Origin of the sequence: Citrobacter sedlakii NBRC 105722, from assembly GCF_000759835.1 — a bacterium.
GTDB classification, from domain to species: domain Bacteria; phylum Pseudomonadota; class Gammaproteobacteria; order Enterobacterales; family Enterobacteriaceae; genus Citrobacter_A; species Citrobacter_A sedlakii.
The window spans coordinates 1-26,424 of the sequence record NZ_BBNB01000015.1 but is presented as its reverse complement, the minus strand read 5'-3'; the positions used below and the strand labels follow the sequence as shown (position 1 = coordinate 26,424).

At 54.2% G+C, this 26,424-nt stretch carries 26 protein-coding genes, 1 other RNA gene and 1 pseudogene; 10 read left to right on the top strand and 18 right to left on the bottom strand.

The features are described from left to right. Positions 1 to 134 precede the first annotated feature (134 nt). Together ubiT and CSE01S_RS18910 are read left to right on the top strand one after the other, a co-directional pair. A complete protein-coding gene (ubiT, locus tag CSE01S_RS18915) occupies positions 135 to 659 on the top strand; it encodes a ubiquinone anaerobic biosynthesis accessory factor UbiT (RefSeq protein ID WP_042291811.1) in 525 nt (174 codons plus the stop codon). Further along, on the top strand, positions 653 to 1,156 hold the full coding sequence (locus CSE01S_RS18910; protein ID WP_042291809.1) for a GNAT family N-acetyltransferase: 504 nt from the start codon (positions 653 to 655) through the stop codon (positions 1,154 to 1,156). The genes ubiT and CSE01S_RS18910 overlap by 7 nt, the downstream gene beginning before the upstream one ends. Here the strand turns inward: CSE01S_RS18910 and CSE01S_RS18905 are convergent. Then, positions 1,143 to 1,445: a GIY-YIG nuclease family protein gene (locus CSE01S_RS18905; protein WP_042291807.1), complete on the bottom strand. Its 303-nt coding sequence runs from the start codon at positions 1,443 to 1,445 to the stop codon at positions 1,143 to 1,145. The genes CSE01S_RS18910 and CSE01S_RS18905 overlap by 14 nt on opposite strands. Positions 1,446 to 1,497: 52 nt before the next feature. Between CSE01S_RS18905 and CSE01S_RS18900 the strand changes: the two genes are divergently transcribed. Further along, complete coding sequence (locus CSE01S_RS18900; RefSeq protein WP_042291805.1) at positions 1,498 to 1,941, top strand: YhbP family protein; 444 nt, start codon at positions 1,498 to 1,500, stop codon at positions 1,939 to 1,941. On the opposite strand, the gene CSE01S_RS18895 is transcribed toward CSE01S_RS18900, so the two are convergent. Next, complete coding sequence (locus CSE01S_RS18895) at positions 1,921 to 2,439, bottom strand: type 1 glutamine amidotransferase domain-containing protein (protein WP_042291802.1); 519 nt, start codon at positions 2,437 to 2,439, stop codon at positions 1,921 to 1,923. The two genes, CSE01S_RS18900 and CSE01S_RS18895, sit on opposite strands and share 21 nt — an antisense overlap. Before the next feature lie 128 nt (positions 2,440 to 2,567). Between CSE01S_RS18895 and CSE01S_RS18890 the strand changes: the two genes are divergently transcribed. Then, complete coding sequence (locus CSE01S_RS18890) at positions 2,568 to 3,206, top strand: NAD(P)H-binding protein (protein WP_042291801.1); 639 nt, start codon at positions 2,568 to 2,570, stop codon at positions 3,204 to 3,206. Positions 3,207 to 3,344: 138 nt separating this feature from the next. Next, positions 3,345 to 4,382: a permease gene (locus CSE01S_RS18885; RefSeq protein WP_042291800.1), complete on the top strand. Its 1,038-nt coding sequence runs from the start codon at positions 3,345 to 3,347 to the stop codon at positions 4,380 to 4,382. 52 nt (positions 4,383 to 4,434) lie between these two features. Here CSE01S_RS18885 and dolP read toward each other — a convergent pair whose 3' ends face one another. The 4 genes from dolP to CSE01S_RS18865 all read right to left on the bottom strand — a co-directional run bounded on the left by dolP (position 4,435) and on the right by CSE01S_RS18865 (position 8,179). After that, entirely contained in the window at positions 4,435 to 5,010 is a 576-nt protein-coding gene (dolP, locus tag CSE01S_RS18880) for a division/outer membrane stress-associated lipid-binding lipoprotein (RefSeq protein ID WP_042291799.1), read from the bottom strand. A gap of 9 nt (positions 5,011 to 5,019) precedes the next feature. Next, positions 5,020 to 5,610: a DnaA initiator-associating protein DiaA gene (gene diaA, locus CSE01S_RS18875; protein ID WP_012135279.1), complete on the bottom strand. Its 591-nt coding sequence runs from the start codon at positions 5,608 to 5,610 to the stop codon at positions 5,020 to 5,022. A 161-nt stretch (positions 5,611 to 5,771) separates the two neighbouring features. Continuing rightward, positions 5,772 to 6,167 carry a YraN family protein gene (locus tag CSE01S_RS18870; RefSeq protein WP_042291797.1) on the bottom strand — a complete coding sequence of 132 codons (396 nt, stop codon included), beginning with the start codon at positions 6,165 to 6,167 and terminating at the stop codon, positions 5,772 to 5,774. Next, positions 6,125 to 8,179: a penicillin-binding protein activator gene (locus CSE01S_RS18865; RefSeq protein WP_042291794.1), complete on the bottom strand. Its 2,055-nt coding sequence runs from the start codon at positions 8,177 to 8,179 to the stop codon at positions 6,125 to 6,127. The genes CSE01S_RS18870 and CSE01S_RS18865 overlap by 43 nt, the downstream gene beginning before the upstream one ends. 64 nt (positions 8,180 to 8,243) lie before the next feature. On the opposite strand from CSE01S_RS18865, the gene rsmI reads away from it, so the two are divergent. Next, positions 8,244 to 9,104, top strand: a complete 861-nt coding sequence (gene rsmI / locus CSE01S_RS18860) for a 16S rRNA (cytidine(1402)-2'-O)-methyltransferase (protein WP_042291793.1) — start codon at positions 8,244 to 8,246, stop codon at positions 9,102 to 9,104. Positions 9,105 to 9,109: 5 nt separating this feature from the next. Here rsmI and CSE01S_RS18855 read toward each other — a convergent pair whose 3' ends face one another. The 12 genes and pseudogenes from CSE01S_RS18855 to garD all read right to left on the bottom strand — a co-directional run bounded on the left by CSE01S_RS18855 (position 9,110) and on the right by garD (position 22,669). After that, positions 9,110 to 10,183 (bottom strand): fimbrial protein, encoded by a 1,074-nt coding sequence (locus tag CSE01S_RS18855; protein WP_229264085.1) that lies wholly within the window; start codon positions 10,181 to 10,183, stop codon positions 9,110 to 9,112. Between the two features lie 11 nt (positions 10,184 to 10,194). Continuing rightward, positions 10,195 to 12,735 carry a fimbria/pilus outer membrane usher protein gene (locus tag CSE01S_RS18850; RefSeq protein WP_084589042.1) on the bottom strand — a complete coding sequence of 847 codons (2,541 nt, stop codon included), beginning with the start codon at positions 12,733 to 12,735 and terminating at the stop codon, positions 10,195 to 10,197. A 30-nt stretch (positions 12,736 to 12,765) separates the two neighbouring features. Next, positions 12,766 to 13,449 carry a fimbrial biogenesis chaperone gene (locus tag CSE01S_RS18845; protein WP_392397389.1) on the bottom strand — a complete coding sequence of 228 codons (684 nt, stop codon included), beginning with the start codon at positions 13,447 to 13,449 and terminating at the stop codon, positions 12,766 to 12,768. A gap of 78 nt (positions 13,450 to 13,527) precedes the next feature. After that, positions 13,528 to 14,094 (bottom strand): annotated as a pseudogene (locus CSE01S_RS23430) (fimbrial protein). A 505-nt stretch (positions 14,095 to 14,599) separates the two neighbouring features. Beyond that, positions 14,600 to 15,373 carry a DeoR/GlpR family DNA-binding transcription regulator gene (locus CSE01S_RS18835; protein ID WP_042291789.1) on the bottom strand — a complete coding sequence of 258 codons (774 nt, stop codon included), beginning with the start codon at positions 15,371 to 15,373 and terminating at the stop codon, positions 14,600 to 14,602. 110 nt (positions 15,374 to 15,483) lie between these two features. Further along, entirely contained in the window at positions 15,484 to 16,527 is a 1,044-nt protein-coding gene (gene gatD, locus CSE01S_RS18830; protein ID WP_042291787.1) for a galactitol-1-phosphate 5-dehydrogenase, read from the bottom strand. A gap of 44 nt (positions 16,528 to 16,571) precedes the next feature. After that, a complete protein-coding gene (locus CSE01S_RS18825; RefSeq protein ID WP_042291786.1) occupies positions 16,572 to 17,945 on the bottom strand; it encodes a galactitol-specific PTS transporter subunit IIC in 1,374 nt (457 codons plus the stop codon). Between the two features lie 4 nt (positions 17,946 to 17,949). Next, entirely contained in the window at positions 17,950 to 18,234 is a 285-nt protein-coding gene (gatB, locus tag CSE01S_RS18820; protein WP_042291785.1) for a PTS galactitol transporter subunit IIB, read from the bottom strand. Positions 18,235 to 18,263: 29 nt separating this feature from the next. After that, positions 18,264 to 18,728, bottom strand: coding sequence for a PTS galactitol transporter subunit IIA (gene gatA / locus CSE01S_RS18815; RefSeq protein ID WP_042291783.1), 465 nt, complete (start codon positions 18,726 to 18,728; stop codon positions 18,264 to 18,266). A 14-nt stretch (positions 18,729 to 18,742) separates the two neighbouring features. Next, positions 18,743 to 20,014, bottom strand: coding sequence for a tagatose-bisphosphate aldolase subunit GatZ (gene gatZ / locus CSE01S_RS18810; RefSeq protein ID WP_042291781.1), 1,272 nt, complete (start codon positions 20,012 to 20,014; stop codon positions 18,743 to 18,745). 49 nt (positions 20,015 to 20,063) lie between these two features. Further along, entirely contained in the window at positions 20,064 to 20,918 is an 855-nt protein-coding gene (locus CSE01S_RS18805) for a tagatose bisphosphate family class II aldolase (RefSeq protein ID WP_042291780.1), read from the bottom strand. Positions 20,919 to 21,097: 179 nt separating this feature from the next. Continuing rightward, entirely contained in the window at positions 21,098 to 22,669 is a 1,572-nt protein-coding gene (gene garD, locus CSE01S_RS18800) for a galactarate dehydratase (RefSeq protein ID WP_042291778.1), read from the bottom strand. A gap of 427 nt (positions 22,670 to 23,096) precedes the next feature. On the opposite strand from garD, the gene garL reads away from it, so the two are divergent. The 4 genes from garL to rnpB all read left to right on the top strand — a co-directional run. Then, a complete protein-coding gene (gene garL, locus CSE01S_RS18795) occupies positions 23,097 to 23,867 on the top strand; it encodes a 2-dehydro-3-deoxyglucarate aldolase (protein WP_042291775.1) in 771 nt (256 codons plus the stop codon). A 29-nt stretch (positions 23,868 to 23,896) separates the two neighbouring features. Further along, positions 23,897 to 24,787: a 2-hydroxy-3-oxopropionate reductase gene (garR, locus tag CSE01S_RS18790; protein ID WP_042291774.1), complete on the top strand. Its 891-nt coding sequence runs from the start codon at positions 23,897 to 23,899 to the stop codon at positions 24,785 to 24,787. A gap of 97 nt (positions 24,788 to 24,884) precedes the next feature. Beyond that, positions 24,885 to 26,030 carry a glycerate 2-kinase gene (gene garK, locus CSE01S_RS18785; protein WP_042291772.1) on the top strand — a complete coding sequence of 382 codons (1,146 nt, stop codon included), beginning with the start codon at positions 24,885 to 24,887 and terminating at the stop codon, positions 26,028 to 26,030. Between the two features lie 32 nt (positions 26,031 to 26,062). Then, positions 26,063 to 26,424: RNase P RNA component class A (gene rnpB, locus CSE01S_RS21970), an RNA gene on the top strand; the annotation flags it as partial.

Below are 26,424 nucleotides of genomic sequence, written 5' to 3'. Positions count from 1 at the left end.
TTAAGGCAGTTAAAGTCGTATTGATATCAGCAATAAAGAGGTACGGTTAACGCATACAATTGTTGATTTACGCCGCTATGTCGTTTATCTGATATGGCAAAATGGCAGGACTACGGAAACAGGGAGTAAAGCTCGTGTTAGATAAACTGCGTTCACGCTTAGTGCATTTTGGTCCGTCTCTGATGAGCGTGCCGGTTAAACTGACGCCCTTTGCGCTGAAGCGCCAGGTTCTGGAACAGGTCCTGAGCTGGCAGTTTCGCCAGGCGCTGGCAGACGGGGAGCTGGCGTTCCTCGAAGGCCGTTGGTTAAGCATTACGGTTAGCGATATTGGCCTTCAATGGTATACCTCTGTTGAAAATGACAAGCTGATCGTCAGTCAGCACGCGCAGGCCGACGTCAGTTTTCGCGCCGAAGCCAGCGATCTGCTGATGATCGCCGCGCGTAAGCAGGATCCGGATACGCTCTTTTTCCAGCGTCGGCTGGTCATTGAAGGGGATACGGAGTTAGGGTTGTATGTGAAAAACCTGATGGACGCCATTGAGCTGGAGCAGATGCCAAAAGCCTTACGCGTGCTGCTGCTACAGGTGGCGGATTTTGTTGAGGCGGGACTGAAGCACTCGCCGGAAACCAAACAGACATCGGTAGGTGAACCATGCTGATTCGAGTAGAAATTCCAATTGACGCGCCGGGGATTGATGCCCTGTTGCGTCGTTCATTCGAAAGCGATGCGGAAGCAAAACTGGTTCACGATCTGCGTGAAGATGGTTTTCTGACGCTCGGTCTGGTCGCCACGGACGACGAAGGTCAGGTGGTGGGTTACGTCGCGTTTAGCCCGGTCGATGTACAGGGCGAAGACCTGCAATGGGTGGGGATGGCGCCGCTGGCGGTGGATGAACACTACCGTGGGCAAGGGCTGGCTCGTCAACTGGTCTACGAAGGACTCGATTCCCTCAACGAATTTGGCTATGCCGCCGTCGTCACGCTGGGCGATCCGGCACTGTATAGCCGTTTTGGTTTTGAACTGGCCGCCCATTACGATCTACACTGCCGCTGGCCGGGCACGGAGAGCGCGTTCCAGGTGCATCGTTTAGCTGAAGATGCGCTGAAGGGCGTGACGGGGCGGGTTGAGTATCACGAACACTTTAATCGCTTTTAAGCGCCGTGGTTTGCAGGTCGTTGAGTAACGCTGCAAAACCGTCGCCATTCGCCACCAGGCGCTCTTTTTGACGCTTGGTGAGCTGTTTAATGCGGTATTCCATGCGCAGCGCCAGCGAGCGATCGCCCACCTGCGCGGAAAACGCCAGCGTCAGCTCACCCTTTCCCCGCAGCGCCTTCGCGCCTTTTCCACTCTGATGCTGTTGATAGCGGCGCGCCACATCGGTGGTGATACCGGTATACAGCGCATTATCCGCAGTACGGATCAAATAGAGAAACCAGGGTGTCATCGTGGCCTTCTGCGTGTTACGTTTCTGGCTCCCAGTATAAAAGAGAACAGCAATGGAAACACTCACTGCGATTAGCCGCTGGCTGGCAAAACAACACGTTGTGACCTGGTGCGTCCAGCATGAAGGGGAACTCTGGTGCGCCAACGCGTTTTACCTTTATGATGCGCAGAAGGTGGTTTTTTACTTGCTGACAGAAGACAAAACCCGCCACGCGCAGATGTCGGGGCCGCGAGCGAAGGTCGCCGGGACGGTAAACGGTCAGCCCAAATCAGTAGCGCTTATTCGCGGCGTGCAATTTACAGGTGAAATTCGCCGGCTGGACGGTGATGAAAGCGACGCGGCGCGTAACGCCTATCATCGCCGCTTTCCGGTTGCCAGAATGCTGTCAGCGCCAGTCTGGGAGATCCGACTGGATGAACTCAAGTTCACCGACAACACGCTGGGCTTTGGCAAAAAACTTCACTGGTTAAGGCAGTCAGGCGCCGAGGATACGTAACGCCTCGCGGTTAAACGCCGGCAGATCGTCAGGGGTTCGGCTGGTGACCAGTTGGTCTTTATCCACCACCACTTCCTGATCGAAGAATTCCGCCCCGGCGTTCTTCACGTCAATCACAATGGGTTTAACGGCGGTGAGCTTGCGCCCGCGAATGACGTCCGCGCTGATCAGTAACTGTGGGCCGTGGCAAATGGCAAAAACCGGCTTTCCGGTGTTCACAAAGTCGCGTGTGAAGGTGACGAAGCGATCGTCGCCGCGCAGGTAATCCGGTGAATGGCCGCCGGGCAGCAGCAGGGCGTCAAAGTCGGCAGGGCTGACATCATCAATGGCTTTATCGATGGTGACGCTGGCGTCGCCTTTTTTCCCTTTTACCGTTTTCCCCGCCTGCTTCTCAATGGTGATGACCTCGTGTCCGGCCTGACGAAATTCTGCTGCAGGTGAAGTAAATTCGGAATCTTCAAACTCGTCAGTGATTAAAACGGCTATCTTCTTGCTCATGCTTCCTCCGCGGTGTTGGCATTGGATAAGGCAAATTTTCCATGATGAGGGATAATTACCTTGTGAATGAATAAGTCTGGTCGATGAGACTGAGAGTGCAAGTTGGACAATTCTGTAAAGGGGTGAGGATGAGTCAGGTATTGATTACAGGCGCGACGGGGCTGGTAGGCGGTCATCTGCTGAGAATGCTGCTTAATGAACCGAGAATCCATTCGATTGCCGCACCCACGCGTCGTCCGCTGGCTGACATGCCTGGCGTGTACAATCCTCACGATCCGCAACTGACCGATGCGCTGGCGCAGGTGACGGATCCGGTGGATATTGTTTTCTGCTGCCTGGGGACCACCCGGCGCGAGGCGGGAAGCAAAGAGGCGTTTGTCCATGCAGATTATACGCTGGTGGTGGATACCGCGTTGACCGGAAGGCGGCTTGGCGCACAGCACATGCTGGTAGTCAGCTCAATGGGCGCTAACGCCCGCTCGCCCTTTTTCTACAATCGGGTAAAAGGGGAGATGGAAGAGGCGCTCATCGCCCAGGACTGGCCGCGGCTGACCATTGTCCGCCCGTCTATGCTGCTGGGGGACCGGGCGAAACATCGAATGAACGAAACCCTTTTTGCGCCGCTGTTCCGGCTGCTTCCGGGTAACTGGAAGTCGATAGAGGCGAGGGATGTGGCGCGGGCGATGCTGGCAGAGGCGCTGGCGCCCGAAAAAGAGGGGGTAACAATTCTTAGTTCTGCGCAGTTGCGGGAAAAAGCGGCGCAATAGGCTTTCGCATCGTGCCGGAAGCCAACGCGTTGCGTCTTATCCGGCATTCGGCATCAGGCAAAAAAACGACATTTCCAAACATTTCCCAAAGGCGTAGTATTCACCGGCAAAATATTCTAACACTCCCTGGGGAATGCTATGACTGGTCAGTCTTCATCTCAGGCGGCAACGCCAATGCAATGGTGGAAACCCGCTCTTTTCTTTCTCGTTGTTATCGTCGGTCTCTGGTATGTGAAATGGCAACCGTATTACGGTAAAGCTTTTACTGCCGCCGAAACTCACAGTATCGGCCAATCCATTCTGGCGCAGGCGGATGCGAATCCGTGGCAGGCAGCCTGGGATTACGCCATGGTCTATTTCCTCGCCGTCTGGAAAGCGGCGGCGCTGGGGGTGATTCTCGGCTCATTAATCCAGGTGTTGATCCCGCGAGACTGGCTGCTGCGCACGCTGGGGCAATCGCGCTTTCGCGGTACGCTGTTTGGCACGCTGTTTTCTTTGCCCGGAATGATGTGTACCTGCTGCGCCGCGCCAGTGGCGGCAGGAATGCGCCGTCAGCAAGTATCAATGGGCGGCGCGCTGGCCTTCTGGCTGGGAAACCCACTGCTTAACCCGGCGACGTTGGTCTTTATGGGCTTTGTGCTTGGCTGGCATTTCGCGGCGATTCGCCTGGTTGCCGGGCTGGCAATGGTGCTGGTGGTGGCGACGCTGGTACAAAAATGGGTGAAAGAGCCTGCGCAAACCGATCTGCCGATCGAGATCGCCGCGCCGCAAGCGCAGGGTGGGTTCTTTGCGCGTTGGGGTAAAGCGCTGTGGACGCTGTTCTGGAACACTATTCCGGTCTATATTCTGGCGGTGCTGGTTCTCGGCGCGGCGCGCGTCTGGTTGTTTCCGCACGCCGATGGCGCCATTGATAACAGCCTGATGTGGATCATCGCGTTGGCGGTAGCCGGATGCCTGTTCGTGATCCCGACGGCGGCGGAAATTCCGATTGTGCAAACGATGATGCTGGCCGGTATGGGCACCGCGCCCGCGCTGGCGCTGTTGATGACGCTTCCGGCGGTGAGCTTGCCGTCGCTGATCATGCTGCGCAAAACATTCCCGGCAAAAGCGCTGTGGCTGACGGGGGTGCTGGTGGCGATATCGGGGGTGATTGTCGGCTGTCTTGCGCGAGTGTGACGTGGGATTGCTACCCTGCCTACGTGAGCCATCACGTAGGCAGGGTGATGTGTTATTTAATAAAGGTAAACGCGGTGGTGACACGCTTCACGCCGCTCACCCGGCTGGCGATGTCGGCTGCGGCTTTGGCTTCACGTTCGGTCACCAGACCCAGCAGGAACACTTCGCCGTTTTCGGTGGTCACTTTCACGTTAGAGGATTTCACCTGGTCGCTGGTGAGTAACTGAGAGCGTACTTTGGTGGTGATCCAGGTGTCGTTGGAAGCGGTTCCGAGGCCAATTGGCTGGCCCTGACGGATCTCGTTAAAGACTTCGGTTGTGCCTTCCACGCCCATTGCGATCTGTTTGGCGCGCGATGACAGTTCGCTGTTAGGCGACTGACCCACCAGCAGCACCTTGCCCTGATAAGCCGTCACGTTAATCCGCGCTTCTTTCTTAATTTGTTCGTCTTTCGACAGCGCGCTGTTCACGCGCAGTTCCAGGGTTCCATCATCCACCTGGGTGCCGACGCTACGCGGGTCGGTTGCTGCTTTGGTTCCCACCGCGGCGGTACCGACTACGGCGGCAGCGACACAGCCTTGCAACAGCAGCGCAGAAATAAGGACTGCGATTGGCGATAAAGCCTTCATGTAAACTCCTTAATCATCCTGGTGAGGGAAAAGCGTGTTATCGATCAGATCGCACAAACAATTTACCGTCAGCATATGCATCTCCTGAATGCGCGCGCTATGGTGAGACGGTATGCGGATTTCAACGTCCTGCGGCCCTAACAGCCCGGCCAGCTCTCCTCCGTCATACCCGGTCAGCGCCACAATCGTCATATCACGCGTGACGGCGGCTTCTACGGCTTTTACGATATCGCGACTGTTGCCGCGCGTCGAAATAGCCAATAAAACATCGCCCGCATGTCCCAGCGCCCGGACCTGTTTTGCATAGATTTCATCATGCAGGCGATCGTTGGCAATCGCAGTTAAGACCACGTTATCGGTATTTAGTGCGATAGCGGGTAAACTGGGACGCTCTGTCTCAAAACGGTTGATCATGCTGGCAGCAAAATGCTGTGCATTGGCAGCGGATGTCCCATTACCACAACAGAGGATTTTGTTGCCATTCAGCAGCGAGTGTACCAGCGTCATGGCGGCGCGGGAGATCGCATCCGGGAGCGCTTCAGCCGCAGCTATCTGAGTTTGAATGCTTTCTGTAAAGCAGACTTTAATTCTGTCTAACACGCGAATCCTTAAGTCCCTGCTATAAGGCTATTTTATTTGCCATTTGTTCCTGGCAAGCGCTTACCCTCCGCACGTACGACACGTACGTCCCGGGTGTTCCGCGCTGTCCGCCCGGACTGGCGGCAACAATGACGCCTTATAAGCAGGAACTGGTTTAAGTATCATGAGCAGTCGTTAAAGGCATCCCTTAACCACTCAACATCATTTCCGGTGAAGGCTAACACATCGAACCGGCAATCCACAGTATCAAAACTCCCATTGTGGCGCGCGAGCCACAAGCGGGCAGTGTGTAATAATTTGCGTTGTTTGCTCCGGGTCACACTGGCCGCCGCGCCGCCGAAGGCTGCTGAGCGGCGGTAGCGGACCTCAACAAAGACGGTCGTTTTACCTTCACGCATAATCAGATCAATTTCGCCGCCACGTTCGTTGACGTTGGCGGCGATAAACTGCAGTCCCTTGCGCTCGAGCCAGCGTCGCGCGGTGACTTCCCACGCGCCGCCGGTCTGTTTGCTCGTTAACTGGCCGGGACGATCTGCCCTTGCTGGTATTTGAGCCATGATAACTTCCTGTTAATCACACAGTCCTGATTAGCGGTCAGCGCGCCGGTGTTGCCGTTGATTTCAAAGCCCTGAACCTGACGCATCTGCGAGAAATGGTTCGCCAGCGTCCAGGCGTCAACGCCCATCGCGTACATGCGCGCCAGAGAGTAGTCGTTGCGTACCGCGCCGAGCGCCTGTTGCATCAGCGAGGGATTGCCGCCAGCCAGCATTGGGATTTCGCTGTACTGTAAGCCTTCCATTTCCAGACGGAAGTCCGGTCCGGCATTTCCCTGTGCGCTACGGGAGCTGGCGTAAAGCGTTGCGCCGCTCTGGCTGCCGTTGCGCATGGCGATCATCGGCTTAATAAACGCGATCTCGTTCGGCGTCGCCAGTATATAGACCGCGTCGACACGACCGCCGCTACCGGTAATTTGGGCCTCGGTTGGCGGCGCCGGAATGGTCAGATCGCCAATGGTCACCCCAGGCTGCGATGGCGCGCTGGCGGCGACCGGGCTACCGGTTAACGCGATGCCGGCGCCGCCGTTGACACCCATCCGTAACTCTGCGGTAGAACCGAATTTTTGCTGTAGCACGGTACCGCCGCCCAGCTTCAGCCATTCTTCAGCAAAAGCGTTGGCCACGCGATCGCCCAGCGCGCTGCGTGGGATCAGCAGCAGCGGCGACTGTTTACCCTCGTCACGAATGTGACGGGCGGCGTCGCGCGCTTCATCTTCCGGCGAGAGGGCGAAATAGCAGATATTGACGCGGTTCTGCACCGCTTCCGGCTGGTTTAGCGCCAGCACGTTCAGCGGGGTATTGCTCTTGATCAGCTCATCGACATTGCTTTTCAGCAACGGGCCTACCACGATGCTCGCGCCATCCTGCTGAACCTGATTCAGGATCTGCGTCAGCGGCTGTGAGCTGGTGTCATAAATTTTGAGTTCCGCGGAGGGATTCGCCGCCGCGCTTGCCGTTACAGGCTGTGCAGGCGCTGTTTGCGGGGCGCTGGTCGGCGTGGGTTGCTGTGCTGGCTGCTCGTTGGTCAGGTCTTTCACCGACGCCTGAGACGGGCTGGCGACGCCATCGGTTACCTGCGGCTGTTGTTCGGCTGGCGCAGGCGCCTCTACCGGCGCGGGCTGGGCGGCTGGCTGCGCGTCTACGGGCTGCGTGCCCTGGTTTTTCGCCGCTTCAAACCCTTGCTGGATGGTGCGGCCAAAAACGGCGGCCTGACCGTTCAGCGGCAGCAGCAGGGCGATTTTACTGGTGGACGCTGGCTTAAAGCTCTGCACATTCACCAATTGCGTCGGCAGCATTTTCGCTCCCGGGTTCTGTGGATAGCGTTTTTGCCAGTCTGTAATGCCCGCTTTCATCATGTCCGGATCGCTGCGGTTATCAAACCAGACCCGCTGCAGATCCAGCCAACCCTGCAGTACGTTTTCATCCGCATTGATAACCAGCGCTTTCGCCTGATCCTGACTCATGGAAGTCAGCGCCTGCCAGGTGGCATCGATGTTCGCCTGTTTTTCTTTTGCGCCGAGCAGTGGTTCCTGGGCGATCAGCGCACGCAGGAGCGTCAGGGAAGGCTGTCCCTGTTCCGCGGCGATGCCGATTTGCCAGAAACGCAATTGTTGATTTTTATCCAGCGCGGAAAGATCGATCTCGCCTAACTGTTTTTTCGCGCCGGCAACGTCCTGCTGCACGACCTTCACTTCTGCCCCCAGCAGCGCCTGCTCACGGCGCTGGGCGTCGTTCAGGTTCTGCGGCAGTTGATTAAACAGTTCGATAGCCTGCTGGTTTTTGCCCTCTTTCAGCAGGGCACGAATGGCGAGTAATTGCCAGTTGGTCTTGCTATCATCTGCGCTCTGCTGCATTTGCTGTAAATAAAAGCCAGAGTCAGCTTGCGCGCTGCCCTGCATGTGCGCAGTGCTTTGATCGGGCGCCTGGGTGCCACAGCCGGCGAAAATCAGTGCTGCCAGAATGACGGGCAGACAGCGCGCGGCTTTTAAACGAGAAAATGTTAAGGGTACCATACTGTATCCAGTGATATTTTTTATACGCAATGCTCAATATTAAATCGGCAATACGGACGACACAATGAAACAACACGAATCGGCGGATAAATCTCCCGGCCAACTCTTTATTGTACCTACTCCCATCGGGAATTTGTCCGATATTACCCAACGTGCGCTCGAAGTTTTGCAAGCCGTTGATTTAATTGCCGCTGAAGACACCCGTCATACCGGTTTGCTGTTGCAGCATTTCGCGATTACCGCCCGCCTGTTCGCCCTGCACGACCATAACGAGCAACAAAAAGCCGATACGCTGGTGGCAAAGCTGAAAGAAGGGCAGAACATTGCGCTGGTATCAGATGCCGGAACGCCGCTGATTAACGATCCGGGTTATCACCTGGTGCGTACCTGCCGTGAGCAGGGGATCCGCGTGGTGCCGCTGCCGGGGCCCTGCGCGGCCATTGCGGCATTAAGCGCGGCGGGCTTGCCTTCTGATCGCTTCTGCTATGAAGGCTTTTTACCTGCAAAATCAAAGGGCCGACGTGATGCACTCAAAGCTCTCGAAGCGGAAGCGCGGACGCTGATTTTTTATGAATCGACTCACCGCCTGCTCGACAGTCTGGAAGATATGGTGGCGGTATGGGGAGGAGCCCGTTACGTCGTGCTGGCGCGAGAGCTGACCAAAACCTGGGAAACGATTCACGGTGCGCCGGTCGGCGAGCTGTTGGCGTGGGTGAAAGAGGACGAAAACCGCCGCAAGGGCGAGATGGTATTAATTGTCGAAGGGCATAAAGCGCAAGAAGACGAATTGCCCGCCGACGCCCTGCGCACGCTGGCGTTACTCCAGGCGGAGCTGCCGCTGAAGAAAGCCGCCGCGCTGGCGGCTGAAATTCACGGCGTGAAGAAAAACGCGTTGTATAAGTATGCGCTGGAGCAGCAGGACTAACGCTGCTACTTCACCACCACGGTAATGGTGGCGGTCCCCTTAAAACGCCCTCCGGCAAGCGTGCCCCCGGTGAGATTGACCGGGTAAGCCTGTAAATGCGCGGTCCCGCTGCCGGAACTGTCCATCAGAAGTGCGCCGGGGTTAAAAGGAATATCTATGTTTGTGGTGGTGATATCCACCAGGCGGATTCCCACATCCGGCTCGTTGTCAGACTCTCTGCGTCTTGCGACGAGCACATATTGGCTGGCCAAATCGCTGCCCTCGATATACATATACAGGCTGTTCTTTATTTCAGACATATCCCCGCAGTCATAGGTAATGTCGAAGTTAATGGGTGTGTAATGCTCAGGCATTTGGTCCTTAATTGTAAAATGCGCAGCACTGATTGTTCCAAGATTCACCTGGATGACGTCTCCTTGATTAATCTTACAGTGTTGTGGAACCGTAATTCGCCCCTGGATATGCAGTTCAGCAATATTATTGAAGGTTTTTGGATAGGACGACGAGCTGCTCCATGCCGCCTGGATGTAGGCGACAAGGGTGTCAGGAATAATCATTTCGCCTAAAAACGGTTTGCGGACATACAGCGTAAATGTGGTATCCATACCAAATGAAATCGCTGACGATCTTTGCTCGGCAGGATCGTCATTACAGACGCTGTTACTGGTTTTTGTACTGTAAGAACCGCTGGTATCCTTGATGGGCGAACCAATTTTCGTGGGAACAAGTACGGTACCTGCGTTGGGGATATCGTTGATCTCGGTTTTAATGTCCAGGCTGTCGTTTAAACGATAAAAACCACTTAAATGTCCGGTGGTGGTTATTGCGCTGACGGTTGAATAATAAAGGTTGACCTTGGTGTTAGCACTGCAGTCGCATCCTAATTGATAGGCGCTGCCCCTGGCTGCCGAAGGGATCTGCCAGACTGAAGCTGTCACATTCTGTTCTTTTGTCCAGTCGGTTGCGATATCTGTCATAAAATTTCCATTCGCTTCGCAGATACCTGTCGCTGACTGAGCCGGTGAGGCAGAAGCCAGGGCGATAAGCGCGGTAATCACAGATAAAATATAAATTCTCATCGAATACACCCTTAACGACATACCGTTGTGTCTTTTAGAACAGATGATGCGCTCTGCCGGTTATCTGACAGGCTATAAGTAAACTGACATTGCTGGCTGGCTTCTTTACCCCAGCGAATCGTCCAGGTTTGCGGCAACTCGTTAACCCCAGTGAGATAAAGCACGCCGCCCTCGTCCACGATGCTTTGCGTTCCCGCACTCTGGTTATTCGCCATAGCACCGAAAGGTAAAGGGGTGTTCTGCGCATCGGTCACGGTGAGTAAAACTCTGCGCCCCGTCTGCGCACTAAAATAGGCACTCACGGCAGCGCCCTGACCTGGCACGACGATTTTTGCTGTTTCCGTTACGTCAACGTCATCCGGCATGGTGGTCGTGTCCAGCGTAATTCGGTTTTCCTGATACGGCGTGAGAAAAGGGATAACGGCATTGCCAAAATAGTCGGTTGCGATTCCCGGGTAGTTCTTAATCCGTATATTGGCGGCGCCATTGGCGTCAATAAGCGCAAAGGCATTACCAAGCGGCTGGGACAGCGTTACGCCATGAGAATGCGCAACGACGCCGCCAGAAAGGCCATAGCTGAGCTGGCGATTATCTGGACTGTAGTCGTAGCTACTGCTGACGGTACCGTATGCGGAGCGGTAATTTGCGGAAAAACTGCTACTGGTGTTTTCATTATCTTCGCTTTGCCGTTGCTTAAGGCTATAGCTCAGACGATAGTCATCCAACAGCGAACCATTAATTCCTACCTCATGCTGCGTCGCTTTATTTTTATCTTCCGTAACACGCCATGTCGCCTGCGCATGGGGAAGCCATCGATCCAGCGGTACGCTAATACTGAGTGAAACGGAGCGCTCGCTCTCGCGGTCCGTTGAATCGGTGAATTGTCCGTTAAGGTTATAGCTGACGCCGTAGAGGCTGCCATTCAGTCCTGCGGAGAAGTTGTTATCTTTTTGGCTGTCGTTCCAGTAGGTACGTTGAGAACCGGAAACATAAAAATTGATGCTGTTGAGTAGCGTCTGGCTGATGCTGAATTGTGCTTCACTTTTTTGACGGTAACTATTATTTATATTCTTTGCATTGGCATCAGAAAACGTAAAATAGCCATTGCTGGTATAGCGATAATATCCCAGCGATAAATTCGTGCCAGTTTCTGGCAAATCTTTAATATATTGGGTACGGCAGGTATAGCCTTCAAAGGTATTGCCATCATCAAATTGCGTCTCTGCCCTGCCAATATCCACTGAAACGGCGCCGAATTCTCCCAGAGTGCCGCCAACGCCGACGGTTTGCGACCGATAATTTTCAGCGGTTAGCATTCCGCCATACACCGTCAGGGCGTTGCTCAGACCATAGATGCCGGTACTTTCAATAAATTGGGGTTCTTTACTCTCTGCTGATTGGGCGGCGCGAAAGCGACCCGCAGTAAGGCTGTATTTCAGATGCCCCAGCCTTTGCATAACGGGAAGCGACGAGAAAGGTTGAACGAAATGGCGAACTGTCCCGTCGGCTTCTTCGATACTGACGTCCAAATCGCCCCCGAAGGAGGAGGGATAGAGATCGTTAATCTCAAATGCGCCTGCAGGGACGTTGCTTTGGTAAATGGTATAACCGTTCTGGCGAACCGTGACGATAGCGCTGGAATTGGCGATGCCACGAATGGTTGGCGCAAAGCCTTTTTGACTGTTTGGCAGCATGTTGTCGTCGGAGTAAAGGCGAGCGCCGGTAAACTGGTAGCCCGGAAAAATGGCGCCGTCTGTTGAGCTTTCGCCAATCACCAACTGTGACCTGAGGGACTTTATGTCCCGTTGCAACCAGCTGTTGATGCTGTCCCAACGAGCGTCATCCTCATTGTGCGTCCAGGTGGAGTAGTTACGTAATCGCCACTCGCCGAAGTTCGCGCCACTTTGCAGGTTCATGTACTGGCGTTCACTTTGTTCGTTATTGTCGTAGCGGCTTCTGGAACCGGTGAAACTGTAGTTGGTGAAAACGACCGGAACACCGTTATCCCAGCGCGAAGGATCAACATAGCCTCTGGCATCGCGATAAAGGGCAATTTGCGGAACGCTTAACTTGAGTTTGCTGTGGTTAAAATCAAATATCGCAACGCTACCGGGAACGGCTTTAGCGAGATCGGGAATGCGCGTACCGTCATCAGCATTGGCAAATGCCGGATTCTCATCGACTTTAAAGCCTAATTCGCGTAGTTGCCCTACTGTAAATTGTGGTTGAAGCTGGTGATTATTTGCGATGACAAAAGGCAGCGTTCGTTGCATCAACTTTTTATTATTGATGTAAATCTCGACAGAATATTCACCGGGTTGCTGTGCATTCTTATGAGAAAAAAGTGACAGATCGACGGGGCGTTGACCACTTTTGGCGGTTTCCAGTAGAGCGGGGTCGAAAAAATAGTCATCGGCAAAAGCAGTACCTGAAACCAGGTAACCGCTGGTGATGGTAAACGGCAAAAGGTACCTGATGCAGTGGCGCAAATATTTCTTTGCGTACAGTACATCGATTTTCTCCGTTAAATCCTTTTTCCGCTTATAGCTCATATTTCCCTTATCACTGAAGCGTAGCCTGTTTTATGGAATCAGGCGTGTTTCTGGCGCTGTACTGCCACCAAAATCATTTATTGCCGCCCATTTCACCGTTCTTCCAGTCGTAGCATTGATGGCAATTATTTTTCTTTCCTGCGGCGCGATGTATTCAATTTTGTCTGTGAGGTTGACATTGTCTAAACTTAATCCCGCAAAAACGACATGATATGCCGATGGGTTATAAATAGTCAGTTGGTTCGCTGAGATGCCAAACTCGAGCGCTTTGAAAGCATCTCTGGCTTTACCGTTGAGTCCTTTTGGTCGGTAAAAAAGTTTGATTCGGGTTTTAAACACTAACGTTAATGTATTGGTATTGGCGAGATCGGCTTTGTTCTGTGCAGGAATGGCTCGCACATTGATAAAATACATCGACTCTCTGTCATTAGGCACCTGTCCATCAGCCTTAATAATACGTAGCGTAGAGTCTTCTCCGGCATCAAGTCGAAACAGTGGGGGCGTGACAATAAACGGGCCGCGCGAGCTGTTGTTGCTGTTTTCTACCCATGATTGCAGCAGATAAGGCATTTTTTCGCTGTGGTTAGCGAGCGGCAGAGCGGCCTCTTTTTTACTGGCGTCATAAATAACGCGCGTCCTTTCCAGTACGATACCCCCTGCGAAAGCCGTGCTTGCCAGAGTGGTAAGCAAGATAAAAAATGCCAGTGTCGCCAGTCTCTTCATTATTTACTCCCTGAAATGTTAATATCTCTTTATCCCTGTAAAAAGGGATAAAGAGATATGATGAAGGGATTAACGGTAATCAAGAGTGACATCAACCGAAGCGTTTGCTTCACCTGGCGTAATGTCTTTAGACTCTACGGTTGAAACGTAATAAGCCAGTAAATTGATATCCATCGTCGCCCCGGTAATAGGGAAAGACACTTTAGGATCGTTGAGTTTGTTAATGGCCATTTGTGTCCCCTGGTCGTTATCGATACGAATACCGACACCCGTCGCAGGTTCGTCCATACCCGTCACCGCAACCAGTTCGTCATTTGTTCCGGTCGTTCCGCCATTTCGTGTTTCTAACCATAGCTGGAAAGACGCATCTTCAACACCATCAACATGCTCCCACGGGTCAGTTGGACAATTTTTTAATGGGATAGTGACTGGAATACTTGGCGTTTTATCGCCAACGGTTTTGAACTGAGAAGCGGCTTAATGACCAAGTTCAACATCAACCGTGTCGCCATTAGCAAATTCACAGGTGCTGGTTAATATTTGCCCGGTAAATTCAATCGTTCCATCTGTCGCCCACGCGTGGCTTGCGGAAAGCGTGAGTAAACCCGCAATAACGGATTTCGTATAGCGTTTCATTACTAATTCCTTATCCTTGCTTAAAATACAATGAAATATTTCATTAGGCAATATATCTGCATGCTTTAAGGATTATACAGTTCCTGACGGCTTAGAATGGCGTAATGTTATGTTTTCGGAATATATTTATATTAATAAAGTCTATTTGGCTGGTGGTTAATTGATCTGTCAACAGGGGGTTTTAAAAATTCATACTTAATGCTGTTGCTCATAACTGGTTGATTTTAAGTCATAATGAAAGTGTAAGGTTAAATAAAAGTGAGCAGTCTATTTAAGATAAGTCAAATAAAAATATTCATATTATTGATATGAGGGGGCGATTCATCTCAAAAAAGACTTTTTAATATTATTTTTGTGCAATATCTTTATATAAATTTCTTTCGGGATAAGATACCATCAAGCTAAAGATATAATCTTAAACTAAACAGTATTTTTAATCTGTATAACCGGATAAAAAGTAGACTCGCTGCAGGCAGGCGCAGGCCTGCCTTTATTAAGTGAAGCTCTAAACAATAATAAGCTCAACGCCGGTTTTGAGTACCGCCGCTTTATCCTGCTTACTGATGCCATCGTCAGTGATCACGCAGTTGATCTTCTCCATGGGGAGAACCTGGTTGAATCCGCGGCGGTTGAACTTGGTGGCGTCCAGAACGGCGACAACTTTGTGTGCCGCAGCGGCCATCACTCCGCTTATCGAATACCCTTCATTAAAGGTGGTGATCCCGTTGGTGGCGTCGATACCGTCCGCACCGACAAACATCAAGTCTGCGCTGATGCCCTGTAACGAACGTTCGGCGATAGTGCCATGCATGGAATGTGTTTTATGCCTTACCGTGCCGCCGCAAACCACCAGCGTCAGGTCTTTGTTGTCGGACAGGGTAAATGCCGCCGGTAAGCTGTTGGTAATCACGGTAATGTTGCTCTTACGGTTCAACGCTTCGGCGATCAATAACGTGGTGCTGCCGCTATCCAGAATCACGGTCATCCCTTCTTCCACCATCGCCGCCGCTGACTGAGCAATGCGCTTTTTCGGATCGCTGGCAAGCTGGTAACGGTCCTCGAGTATAACTTCCTGATTATCGCCTTCCGCCAGATGACTTCCGGGTTTAGCCGCGCCGCCGTGAAACCGCGTAACCAGACCCTTTTCCTCCAGCAAACGCAGATCGGCACGGATAGTGACTTCAGAAATACCAAAGGTATTCGAAAGATCAAGAACCAACACGCTGCCCTGCGAATTAATCAGGTCGACAATTTTGTTCCTTCGCTCAAATGAGTTCATATTGATTTGCCTGATAATTAACTGTGACTAGTTTAATCGAAGGATTGCGAAAGGTGAACGCTAAATTTCGAAAGTAAATGTGAGCCAGCGCAGGTTGCTGGCTCGTACGATCAGGAGAAGTCCAGGAGAATTTTTCCCTGCATAGGTGCGCCGTTTAGCGCTTTCACGGCTTCTGCGAAACGCTCTGGGTTACCCCGATGGGCAACCAGCGGGGTGAGCTGCAGGCGTTTCTCGGTCAACAAGCGTGCGGCCGTTTCCCACTCTTCTCCTGGCCACGGGCTGGAGTAGTTCATCCAACTGCCCAGCACCGTGAGCTCTTTGCGCAGGATCAGCCCAAAAACGTGACTGGTGAGCGTCAGATCATGGTGCAGCGTGCCGACCAGCGCTACCTGCGCACGCGGTCCGGCAATTTCAATTGAGAGTGAGACGGTCTGCGGCGTGCCTGCCGTTTCCAGCACCAACTGGTCGAACTGCGCGTCGTTCTGCGCTGCCTGAATCTCTGCTGCGCTCATCTCCCGGCTGTTATACACCCGCGTGGCTCCCAGCGCTGTTGCCAGCGCCAGTTTCTGTGGATTAATGTCGATGGCGGCGACGCTTTTCGCACCGAGCTCTTTTGCGCACTGAAGCGCGAGCAGGCCGATGGTGCCCGCGCCAACGATGATAACGTTTTTCCCTTCACATCCCCGCGCCAGATGAAACGCATGCAGACCAACGGTGAGCGGCTCAATGAACGCGCCGTCTTCGACAGGCATATCGGAAGGTAAGCGGAACAGATTGGCGCGCTTTACGACAACGAACTCCGCATTGCCGCCTTCACTGCGCGAACCGACAAACTGGTACTGTTTACACAACGAGTAAAAACCACGCTCGCACTGGGGACAGTGAAAGCAGGGCAGAAGCGGCACGCAGGCAACCGCGTCGCCCGGCTGCATGTCCTTCACGCCCTTGCCATACGATTCAACGTAGCCGCTAAATTCATGGCCGAGGGTGATAGGGTAATAATGCGCGCCTTTAGCAAAAATTCGCGGAATATCAGAACCACACAGACCAGAACTGATGACTTTCACCAGCACGTCGTCGTCGTTTTGCAACTGGGGCATGGGGCGTTCTTCAACGCGCACGTCTCCCTCAGCGTGAATCACCACTGATTTCATAACATTCTCCAGAAAGATAACGGGGAGCGAACGCTCCCCTGAAATTACACGGTGGGCTGACTTTCCGTCAGCGTTGCGTTTTGCTCCGCGGCTGCAAAATGACGCGCCCGACGCCAGGTCAGCAGTACGCCGGTGAAATAGAGGGCGGCAATTACCACGAACCCTACAACGTTCTGCCAGGTAAAGAGTTGGATCAGAAGCCAGGTTACCGGCGATCCCCCCTGGTCCATGGAGGCCACCATGCCACCGGCTTTCAGCGCCCCGGCATTGGCGGCAAGCTGGGTATGCAGACCGATGGTTTGCGTGGCGATCCACAGCGTGATGCCCATAATGATGACGCCGGATATCAGCGTGCGGAACAGGTTGCCCTGATGTACCGCCACCGCCATCGCGACAAAGAAACCGATAGTCGCAAGGTCGCCGAACGGCAGCACCTGGTTACCCGGGACCAGCACCGCAATCAGGATCGTCAGCGGGATAAAAATCAGGCTGGCGGAAACCACAGAGGTATGGCCGAGGAGCAGCGCCGGATCCAGTCCAATCAGAAATGACTGGCCGCCAAATCGGGCCTGCAGACGTTTACGCGCCTGTTTGGCTATCGGCGTTAAGCCATCCATGATCGGCTTGATCACGCGCGGCATCAGTAGCATCACTGCCGCTGTTTTGACTGCCAGTTGCAGGACGGCTTTCACGTCGTAGCCTGCCAACATGCCAATCACCAGCCCCATCACAAAACCGACGGTCACCGGCTCGCCAAACGGACCGAAGCGTTTTTGCACATCGTCCGCGCTGAAATGAATGCGGTTAAGGCCCGGTATTTTGTCGATAACCGTATCGACCAGTACCGCGACAGGACCGAGGTAGGCTGAGGTGCCATGCGGGATAGCTATTCCTTCCAGACCGAAGAAGTTGCGGGTATCTTTTGCGAACCAGTCGCCAAGTTTGTAAACAAAGGCAGCATGGACAATCACGCCGAGGATCCCCAGCCAGTACGATCCGGTCGCCAGATGCAGCATCGCACCGGTAAAGGTCATGTGCCAGATATTCCAGATGTCGACGTTCACAACGCGGGTCATACGCGTCACCAGCATCAGAATATTGACGCCAATCGCGACCGGGATGGCGATCAGCGCAATTTGCGAGGCCCAGGTCATGGGTGACGATCCGGGCCAACCAACATCAATGACGTGAAGATTGATTTGAAATTGCTCGGCCATCGCTTTCGCCGCAGGGCCAATAGAGTCAAGCATCAGACCGATCACCAGACCGATTCCGACAAAGCCAATGCCAATATGCAGACCCGATTTAAAACAGTCCCCGAGCTTCATCCCCAGCAGTTTTGAGAAGATGATGATCACCAGCGGCAGCATTACCGTTGGGCCTAAGTCGAGGATATAACGCATAATTTCGCTAAACATGGCGTCACCCCACGAGGATCGTCAGTATTTTTTGCTGCAACGCTTCGATACCCACCCCGGAAACAAAAGGCATACCGTGAACGACAGGAATATCGCCAAAGGTGCGGTCGACGCGGGCGGTGGTGCAAATGAGATCGGCGCCGTCCATATAGGTTTCGATTTCCGTGACCCGACATTGCACCAGGTCGAGTGTGATATCGTTGGCTTCACATAGCTCTTTAATTTCTTCCGCGGCCAGCGTAGAGGTCGCGACAGCACCGCCACAGGCCACAATCACTTTACGTTTCATAGGGTATTCCTTTTATTATCAGTATATTATCAGGCCTGTTCGCAAGGCTCAGGCATCAGGATAGTTTCCTGAAAACGGGCTGCCAGCGCTGTTTCAGGGGCACTCAGTAACGCTTCAAGGGTGTCCGGGTTTTGCAGTTCGCTAAACAGACGACGCAGGAGTTTCAGCTGCGCCGTCGGGTTTTCAACGATCAGCGCGATGATCAGCGAAACGGCAATTTCGCCGTCGTCATCGGCCTGCTGAAACGCCACCGGAGTATCGGGACGGATGAGGTAGATCGCCGGCGATTTGGCGTGAACCGCTTCGCAGTGTGGAATCGCAACGGCATGGCGTTCCAGCGCGATGCCGGTTGGAAAGTTTGCTTCACGTTCGAGAAGCGCCTGCGGATACGTGTCATGCACCACGCCTTTGGCCAGCATCTCCTCGGCAATGTGCGCGAGCGCCTGCTGGCGCGAGGTAAAATGAATTCCAGTACGGACAAAAAGTTGGCTCATAGCGTCTCCGGTTTTCAGGCTGTTTCTGACGCGCAACCGAACCGGTATGCACGTAAAACATCCTGAATTTTGTCAATAATCAGGCTGCGCGGCGTGGCGGTTAGCGCGCCTTCCGACAGCCGTTCAAACTGTACAGGCATAAACTGGCTGATTAATCCCAGCGGTAATGAGACGCCACTCAGATTGGCGATCAGTTTTTCCACACTTTGCCGAATACGCGGGTGCGGCCAGTAGTAACGGATACGGTCTGACAGGCTGAAATGGATATCGACCATCGCCTGGCTCCAGGTCGGCCGGTAATACTTCTTCCAGTATCCAGGCTCGTTAAGCATCACTTCATCGATCACCTCCAGCACCCGGCTGCGTTGTTCCGGCGAAATCAGGGCGTCTTCCATCTGCGCCAGCGCAAAAACGGCTTCACGCAGAGCGAAAGTCAGGGCCGGGCCGACCTTGAGAATGGCGTAGTGATCACGAACCAGCGCGCGGTAGGCTTGTCGGGTCTGGTAGTCTGTGGAGTGCGCTTCGTAAACCATTGGCGTGGCCTTGATCCAGGTAGTGAGCGCTTCGGCAGCCTGAGGCTGGTAGTGGATAATTTGGGTGTGATCGAATTCCACGCCGGGCTGCACGACGATGGCGATAACGCGGGTTAAGGCCTCATCAAGCCCCCGAGCGCGAAAGGCAACCTGATGCGTTTCCAGCGTGCGGGCGGCATCGTCGGCGCGGGTGACGTGAACCGTCCCAATGCTGCTGGCTTCCCCGCCCGGTACCGGAACTTCAGTGCCGATTACATAGGTCAGTCGGCGTTTTTGTTCTTCCGTTGCCGTCGCTTCAGCCGCCTGGCAAAGTACCGCTGCGCGTTCGGCGACCACCATCGGGTCGAGCGGCGTGGGGTCATCGGCGCAGGACATAGAGGCGTCCAAGTGGATTTTACTGAATCCTGCGGCGACGTAGGCCTGAATCAACACCACCGATTTTTCCATCGCATCCGCTGCGGGTTCATCCTGCCAACAGTTCGGGCCCAAATGATCCCCGCCAAGGATTAAACGCTCACGCGGGAAGCCAACCTCCTGGGCAATGCCATAGACAAAATCGCGGAAATCAGCGGGTTTCATGCCGGTATACCCGCCGAACTGATTAACCTGGTTAGAGGTCGCTTCAATCAGCACTTTGTTGTCGCTGTGCAGATCAAAGCGCAGGGCCGCTTCAATGACCAGCGGATGGGCTGAACAGACAGAACAGATCCCGACATGTTCACCGGCTTTATGACGCGAGATAATTTCTTTCACTTCTGACTCCGATATCTTTCGTTTGTATTGAATGCGAATGCGCTATCTGTCAAAGCTTGCCTTCGCAGCCGCAGTCGGCGATGACTTTGCGCACGACGGCTTTCATGGCGGCTTTGGCTGGCACCATGTAATGTCGGGGATCATTGGCCTTGGGATGCTCACTAAGATAGGTTTTCAGGGCATCGGAAAAGGCAATTTTAAGTTCGGTGGCAACGTTAACCTTGCAGATGCCGAGTGAGATTGCGCGTTGGATATCCCCGGTGGGCAGGCCCGAGGCGCCGTGCAGTACCAGTGGAATATCCACGTGTTGCCGAATCTCCGCCAGGCGCTGAAAATCCAGTCGCGGTTCGGCGGTGTAGAGGCCGTGAGCCGTTCCAATTGCTATGGCCAGAGAATCAATGCCGGTTCCGGCGACAAACTCCCGGGCCTGCTGCGGATGGGTGTAAAGCGCGTCTTTTTCGTCAACGCTCAAATCGTCTTCCTGTCCACCCAAACGGCCCAGCTCGGCTTCGACGCTAACGTCGTAACGATGGCAGTAATCGACAACATTTTTCACCAGGGCAATATTGTCGGCAAACGGAAGGTGCGAGCCGTCGATCATGACGGAACGCACGCCAGCAGCGACTTTCTGTTCTATATCTTCACGTTTTTCATGATGATCAAGATGGATCGCGAGAGGATGGTTCCATGACTTCGCCAGTTCCCCGGCGATGGCGACGATATTGCTCACGCCTGCATAGCAAAACGTGCCTGGCGTCCCCGCAACGATCAACGGTGAACGTAATTCTGCTGCGGTTTCCACGACCACCTGCAGGGTTTCAAGATTGTGGATGTTGAAAGCCGGTACGGCGTAACCCTCGCGCTGGGCCTTCCTGAGCATGGTCTTGCTGGAAATAATAAACATCCTTCCTCCGAAATCTTTCGTTTGTCTTCTTCGAAAGAATTTATAGGCTTTCGTAATGTTTTTATGTGATTTCGATCGGATAAATGAAAGTTACGAAAGCAAAAGAAGGTTTGCGAAAGATTACGGGCGAAAAAAAAGCACGCCCGCCGGGCATGCTTTATGAGAAGAGAAGGGAGGCGTCACGTCACCGGCGCCGGGTTAAACACTGCCAGTTGGTTATGAAGGCCCCATTGATCCGAGAAGGTTTTCTTCCGTCCGCTGGCTACCTCCAGGATAAACGCAAACAGCTTCTGACCGACCTCTTCAATGGTCTCTTCCCCGGTGGCGATGGTCCCGGCGTTAATATCCATTAAGTCATACCAGCGGTTTGCCAGCTCGGTGCGGGTAGCCATTTTGATCACCGGTACCGCCATCAGCCCATACGGGGTACCGCGTCCGGTAGTAAAGACCTGGACAGTGATCCCCGACGCCACCTGCTGGGTGCCGCAGACAAAGTCGCTGGCGGGGGTTGCCGCGTATATCAGGCCGCGCTTCGTTGGCCGCTGGCCCGGCGACAGCACTTCAACAATCGCGCTCTTACCTGACTTGGCAATGGAGCCGAGCGCTTTTTCGACCACGTTCGCCAGCCCGCCTTTTTTGTTCCCCGGTGACGGGTTGGCGCTGCGGTCGGTTTTCCCCATGTCGAGGTAGTTATCGTACCAGGCCATCTCTTCGAGCAGGCGCTTGCCCACCTCTTCGTTGACCGTGCGCGGGGTCAGCAGATGGATGGCGTCACGCACTTCGGTCACTTCGGAGAACATCACCGTGGCGCCGCAGCGAACCAGCAGGTCCGAGGCATACCCTACCGCCGGGTTCGCCGTGACGCCGGAAAACGCATCGCTGCCGCCGCACTGCATCCCGACGACCAGTTCAGAGGCCGGGCAGGTTTCGCGCTGGCGCTGATTGAGTTTCGCGAGATGGCGCTCAGCCACCTGCAAAATGTCATCCACCATCGAGCGGAAACCGACGTGTTTTTCATCCTGCAAGCTCACGATGCTGGCGCTGTCCACCGGGATACTCTGCACATCGTCGGTACCTTCCAGCAGGCGCTCAGGTTGCAGTTTTTCACAGCCGAGGCCGATGACCATCACTTCGCCGCCAAAGTTCGGGTTCAGCGAAATGTTGTGAATTGTGCGAATCGGCACTACCGCTGCCGGGGCGTTGATCGCCACACCGCAGCCGTACAGATGGTTCAGGCCGACGACGCCGTCGACGTTCGGGTAGTCAGGCAGCAGATCGCGCTCAATGATCTTCACCACATAATCGACCACACCCGCCACGCAGTGGACGCTGGTGGTAATGCCGAGCAGATTTTTGGTGCCCACGCTGCCATCGGCATTGCGATAGCCCTCAAAGGTATAACCTTCCAGCGGCGGCAGCGGCTCCGGCACTTTGGTCGCCAGCGGCAACGTGTGCAGTGGCGGCGCCTTCGGCAGTTCCACCATGGACTCATCGATCCAGCTTCCGCGCGCGATATTGCGAACGGCATAACCAATCACCTCGCCATAGCGAACGATTTCACCATGCGCGGGAATATCCACCAGCGCCACTTTGTGCCCCTGCGGAATATGTTCGATCAGTTCAAGCCCGTCCGGGAAACGCGTTCCGGCTTTTAAACCATTGTCGTTAACGATGATTGCCACATTATCGATGTCGTGAACTTTAATATAAAACGCCGTCGGCGATTCCTGTCGGATGTCGATGTTAGCCATTGCTCAGTATTCTCCAGCTAAAAATAATTCGTTCAGTGAACCTGAAAAAAGAGAATGTCATTTTGATAAAATAAGCATGTCAGGCGCGCTGGAATAAGAATGTGATCGCGATCACCCGTTGTGGCGAACGCCACGCCCGCAGGGTGAGCAAAGCGTAAATCTGTGCATCAGCGCCCAGGCTTATGTGCATATGCTCAAAATAATATTTAATGCTCGTTTCTTTAATGAGCGTTTGCACAATGCCTAATACACCGCGGCTGATTATACTGAACCACGAACTTATTACACCCGTCGGTTATTTTAATTAGCATCGGTAAATGTCAAACAATAATAAAATACCGGCTTAAATGTCTGGGTAAATAAATAGTGACCCGTCCGTCGGTTTATAAAACTCTCTATATAACGGTTAAGTGACAAGGTAAACGTGATGAATAACGACATCTTCCCCAACAAATTCAAGGCAGCGCTGGCTGCGCATCAGGTGCAGATCGGCTGCTGGTCGGCGCTGGCAAGCCCCATCAGCACCGAAGTGCTCGGTCTGGCGGGCTTTGACTGGCTGGTGCTGGACGGCGAACATGCGCCGAACGATGTCTCAACCTTTATCCCGCAACTGATGGCATTAAAAGGTAGCGCCAGCGCGCCGGTTGTGCGCGTGCCGACCAACGAGCCGGTGATTATCAAGCGTCTGCTGGATATCGGCTTTTACAATTTCCTCATCCCGTTTGTGGAAACAGAACAAGAAGCCGTAAACGCCGTGGCGGCGACCCGCTATCCGCCAGAGGGGATTCGCGGCGTATCCGTATCACACCGCGCCAATATGTTTGGCACCGTAGCGGATTACTTTGCGCAGTCGAATAAGAACATCACCATCATTGTGCAGATCGAAAGCCAGCAGGGCGTCGATAACGTGGACGCGATTGCGGCAACCGCAGGCGTTGACGGTATTTTTGTCGGGCCAAGCGATCTGGCTGCCGCGTTAGGCCACCTTGGCAACGCGTCGCATCCTGACGTTCAGAAAGCCATTCAGCACATTTTTGCCCGTGCGAAAGCGAACGGTAAACCCTGCGGCATTCTGGCGCCGGTTGAAGCCGATGCGCGCCGTTATCTGGAGTGGGGAGCGACGTTTGTGGCCGTGGGCAGCGATCTGGGCGTATTCCGTTCCGCCACGCAGAAGCTGGCAGATTCCTTTAAGAAATAACCACCACCGCAACAAGAGAGAATAGTGATATGACGATGAAAGTTGGTTTTATTGGCCTGGGTATCATGGGTAAACCAATGAGTAAAAACCTCCTGAAAGCAGGTTACTCGCTGGTGGTTTCTGACCGTAACCCTGAAGCGATTGCTGAAGTTATTGCTGCCGGGGCAGAAACCGCCTCTACCGCAAAAGCGATCGCTGAGCAGTGTGATGTGATCATCACCATGCTGCCGAACTCCCCGCACGTGAAAGACGTTGCGCTGGGTGAAGGCGGCATTATTGAAGGCGCGAAGCCGGGCACCGTTTTGATCGACATGAGTTCGATCGCGCCGCTGGCAAGCCGTGAAATCAGCGACGCGCTGAAGGCCAAAGGGATTGATATGCTCGACGCGCCGGTCAGCGGCGGCGAACCGAAAGCCATCGACGGCACGTTGTCCGTCATGGTGGGCGGCGACAAAGCGATCTTCGACAAATATTACGATCTGCTGAAGGCGATGGCGGGATCCGTGGTGCATACCGGTGAAATCGGCGCGGGTAACGTCACCAAGCTGGCTAACCAGGTGATTGTGGCGCTGAATATTGCCGCGATGTCAGAAGCGCTGACGCTGGCGACCAAAGCGGGGGTAAACCCGGACCTGGTTTATCAGGCGATTCGCGGCGGTCTGGCGGGCAGTACCGTGCTGGATGCGAAAGCGCCGATGGTTATGGATCGCAACTTCAAACCGGGCTTCCGTATCGATCTGCATATTAAAGATCTGGCGAACGCGCTGGATACGTCGCACGGTGTCGGCGCGCAGCTGCCGCTGACCGCTGCGGTGATGGAGATGATGCAGGCGCTGCGCGCGGACGGGCTGGGGACGGCCGATCACAGCGCGCTGGCATGCTATTACGAAAAACTGGCGAAAGTGGAAGTCACTCGCTAATCACGTCGTGCCTCGTGGCACGCAGCAATCTGGCCTGCCTGGCGCAGGCCGGAACAGTGAAACGCTAATTGGCGTTATGCAGTAACAGGCTACCCCTATGAAAATCGTCATTGCCCCAGACTCTTATAAAGAAAGCCTTTCTGCCAGTGAGGTAGCTCAGGCAATAGAAAAAGGATTCCGGGAAATTTTTCCGGATGCGCAATATGTTTCTGTTCCCGTCGCCGACGGTGGTGAAGGAACAGTTGAAGCCATGATTGCCGCCACGCAGGGAACTGAACATTCCGCTTGGGTTACCGGCCCGTTGGGGGAAAAGGTCAATGCCAACTGGGGCATGTCAGGAGACGGAAAAACCGCGTTTATCGAAATGGCGGCAGCCAGCGGACTGGCGTTGGTTCCCCCGGAAAAACGCAATCCGCTGATCACCACCTCTCGCGGCACGGGCGAGCTGATTTTGCAGGCGCTGGAAAGCGGGGCGCGAAACATCATCATCGGTATTGGCGGCAGCGCCACCAATGACGGCGGCGCGGGTATGATACAGGCGCTGGGCGCGAAACTGTGCGACGCCAATGGCACCGAGATCGGTTATGGCGGAGGCAGCCTGAACAGCCTCAACGCAATTGATATTTCGGGTCTTGATCCGCGATTACGCGCCTGCACGATTCGCGTTGCCTGCGACGTCACCAATCCGCTGGTGGGGGAGAAGGGCGCATCGCGGATTTTTGGACCGCAGAAAGGCGCGACCGAGGCGTTAATTGTCGAACTGGACGCTAATCTTGCCCATTACGCCGATATCATCAAAAAATCGCTACGGGTGGATGTCAGAGAGGTTCCTGGCGCAGGCGCGGCGGGCGGTATGGGCGCGGCGCTGATGGCCTTTCTCGGCGCGGAGCTGAAAAGCGGTATCGAGATTGTGACCCAGGCGCTGAATCTGGAAGAGCATATCCACGACTGTACGCTGGTGGTGACTGGCGAAGGACGAATTGACAGTCAGAGCATTCACGGAAAAGTACCGGTCGGCGTGGCGAGCGTGGCGAAGAAATACCACAAGCCGGTGATAGGTATTGCCGGCAGCCTGACGCGTGACGTCGCGGTTGTGCACCAGCACGGTATTGATGCTGTGTTTAGCGTATTAAGCAGCATCGGCACGCTGGAAGAAGCCTTCCGGGGCGCATTTGACAATATTTACCGCGCTTCGCGAAATATTGCGGCCACGCTGGCGATGGGAATGCGCAGCGCGGGGTGACAAGGGCGCGTAAACCCTCTATACTTCGCGCCGAAGCTGACCAGACAGTCGCCGCTTCGTCGTCGTCCCTTTCGGGGGAGACAGGCGGAGGGGAGGAAAGTCCGGGCTCCATAGGGCAGGGTGCCAGGTAACGCCTGGGGGGGAAACCCACGACCAGTGCAACAGAGAGCAAACCGCCGATGGCCCACGCACGTGGGATCAGGTAAGGGTGAAAGGGTGCGGTAAGAGCGCACCGCGCGGCTGGTAACAGTCCGTGGCACGGTAAACTCCACCCGGAGCAAGGCCAAATAGGGGTTCATAAGGTACGGCCCGTACTGAACCCGGGTAGGCTGCTTGAGCCAGTGAGCGATTGCTGGCCTAGATGAATGACTGTCCACGACAGAACCCGGCTTAT

What these genes read in the sequence shown, in the direction of transcription:
- gatD (WP_042291787.1), bottom strand. Translation starts at nt 16,527, where the DNA reads ATGAAATCAGTGGTGATTCACGCTGAGGGAGACGTGCGCGTTGAAGAA.
- garL (WP_042291775.1), top strand. Translation starts at nt 23,097, where the DNA reads ATGAATAACGACATCTTCCCCAACAAATTCAAGGCAGCGCTGGCTGCG.
- garD (WP_042291778.1), bottom strand. Translation starts at nt 22,669, where the DNA reads ATGGCTAACATCGACATCCGACAGGAATCGCCGACGGCGTTTTATATT.
- CSE01S_RS18825 (WP_042291786.1), bottom strand. Translation starts at nt 17,945, where the DNA reads ATGTTTAGCGAAATTATGCGTTATATCCTCGACTTAGGCCCAACGGTA.
- CSE01S_RS18900 (WP_042291805.1), top strand. Translation starts at nt 1,498, where the DNA reads ATGGAAACACTCACTGCGATTAGCCGCTGGCTGGCAAAACAACACGTT.
- gatB (WP_042291785.1), bottom strand. Translation starts at nt 18,234, where the DNA reads ATGAAACGTAAAGTGATTGTGGCCTGTGGCGGTGCTGTCGCGACCTCT.
- CSE01S_RS18890 (WP_042291801.1), top strand. Translation starts at nt 2,568, where the DNA reads ATGAGTCAGGTATTGATTACAGGCGCGACGGGGCTGGTAGGCGGTCAT.
- garK (WP_042291772.1), top strand. Translation starts at nt 24,885, where the DNA reads ATGAAAATCGTCATTGCCCCAGACTCTTATAAAGAAAGCCTTTCTGCC.
- CSE01S_RS18885 (WP_042291800.1), top strand. Translation starts at nt 3,345, where the DNA reads ATGACTGGTCAGTCTTCATCTCAGGCGGCAACGCCAATGCAATGGTGG.
- CSE01S_RS18850 (WP_084589042.1), bottom strand. Translation starts at nt 12,735, where the DNA reads ATGAGCTATAAGCGGAAAAAGGATTTAACGGAGAAAATCGATGTACTG.
- CSE01S_RS18865 (WP_042291794.1), bottom strand. Translation starts at nt 8,179, where the DNA reads ATGGTACCCTTAACATTTTCTCGTTTAAAAGCCGCGCGCTGTCTGCCC.
- CSE01S_RS18910 (WP_042291809.1), top strand. Translation starts at nt 653, where the DNA reads ATGCTGATTCGAGTAGAAATTCCAATTGACGCGCCGGGGATTGATGCC.
- rsmI (WP_042291793.1), top strand. Translation starts at nt 8,244, where the DNA reads ATGAAACAACACGAATCGGCGGATAAATCTCCCGGCCAACTCTTTATT.
- dolP (WP_042291799.1), bottom strand. Translation starts at nt 5,010, where the DNA reads ATGAAGGCTTTATCGCCAATCGCAGTCCTTATTTCTGCGCTGCTGTTG.
- CSE01S_RS18805 (WP_042291780.1), bottom strand. Translation starts at nt 20,918, where the DNA reads ATGTTTATTATTTCCAGCAAGACCATGCTCAGGAAGGCCCAGCGCGAG.
- CSE01S_RS18855 (WP_229264085.1), bottom strand. Translation starts at nt 10,183, where the DNA reads ATGAGAATTTATATTTTATCTGTGATTACCGCGCTTATCGCCCTGGCT.
- CSE01S_RS18870 (WP_042291797.1), bottom strand. Translation starts at nt 6,167, where the DNA reads ATGGCTCAAATACCAGCAAGGGCAGATCGTCCCGGCCAGTTAACGAGC.
- CSE01S_RS18895 (WP_042291802.1), bottom strand. Translation starts at nt 2,439, where the DNA reads ATGAGCAAGAAGATAGCCGTTTTAATCACTGACGAGTTTGAAGATTCC.
- CSE01S_RS18835 (WP_042291789.1), bottom strand. Translation starts at nt 15,373, where the DNA reads ATGAACTCATTTGAGCGAAGGAACAAAATTGTCGACCTGATTAATTCG.
- CSE01S_RS18905 (WP_042291807.1), bottom strand. Translation starts at nt 1,445, where the DNA reads ATGACACCCTGGTTTCTCTATTTGATCCGTACTGCGGATAATGCGCTG.
- garR (WP_042291774.1), top strand. Translation starts at nt 23,897, where the DNA reads ATGACGATGAAAGTTGGTTTTATTGGCCTGGGTATCATGGGTAAACCA.
- gatA (WP_042291783.1), bottom strand. Translation starts at nt 18,728, where the DNA reads ATGAGCCAACTTTTTGTCCGTACTGGAATTCATTTTACCTCGCGCCAG.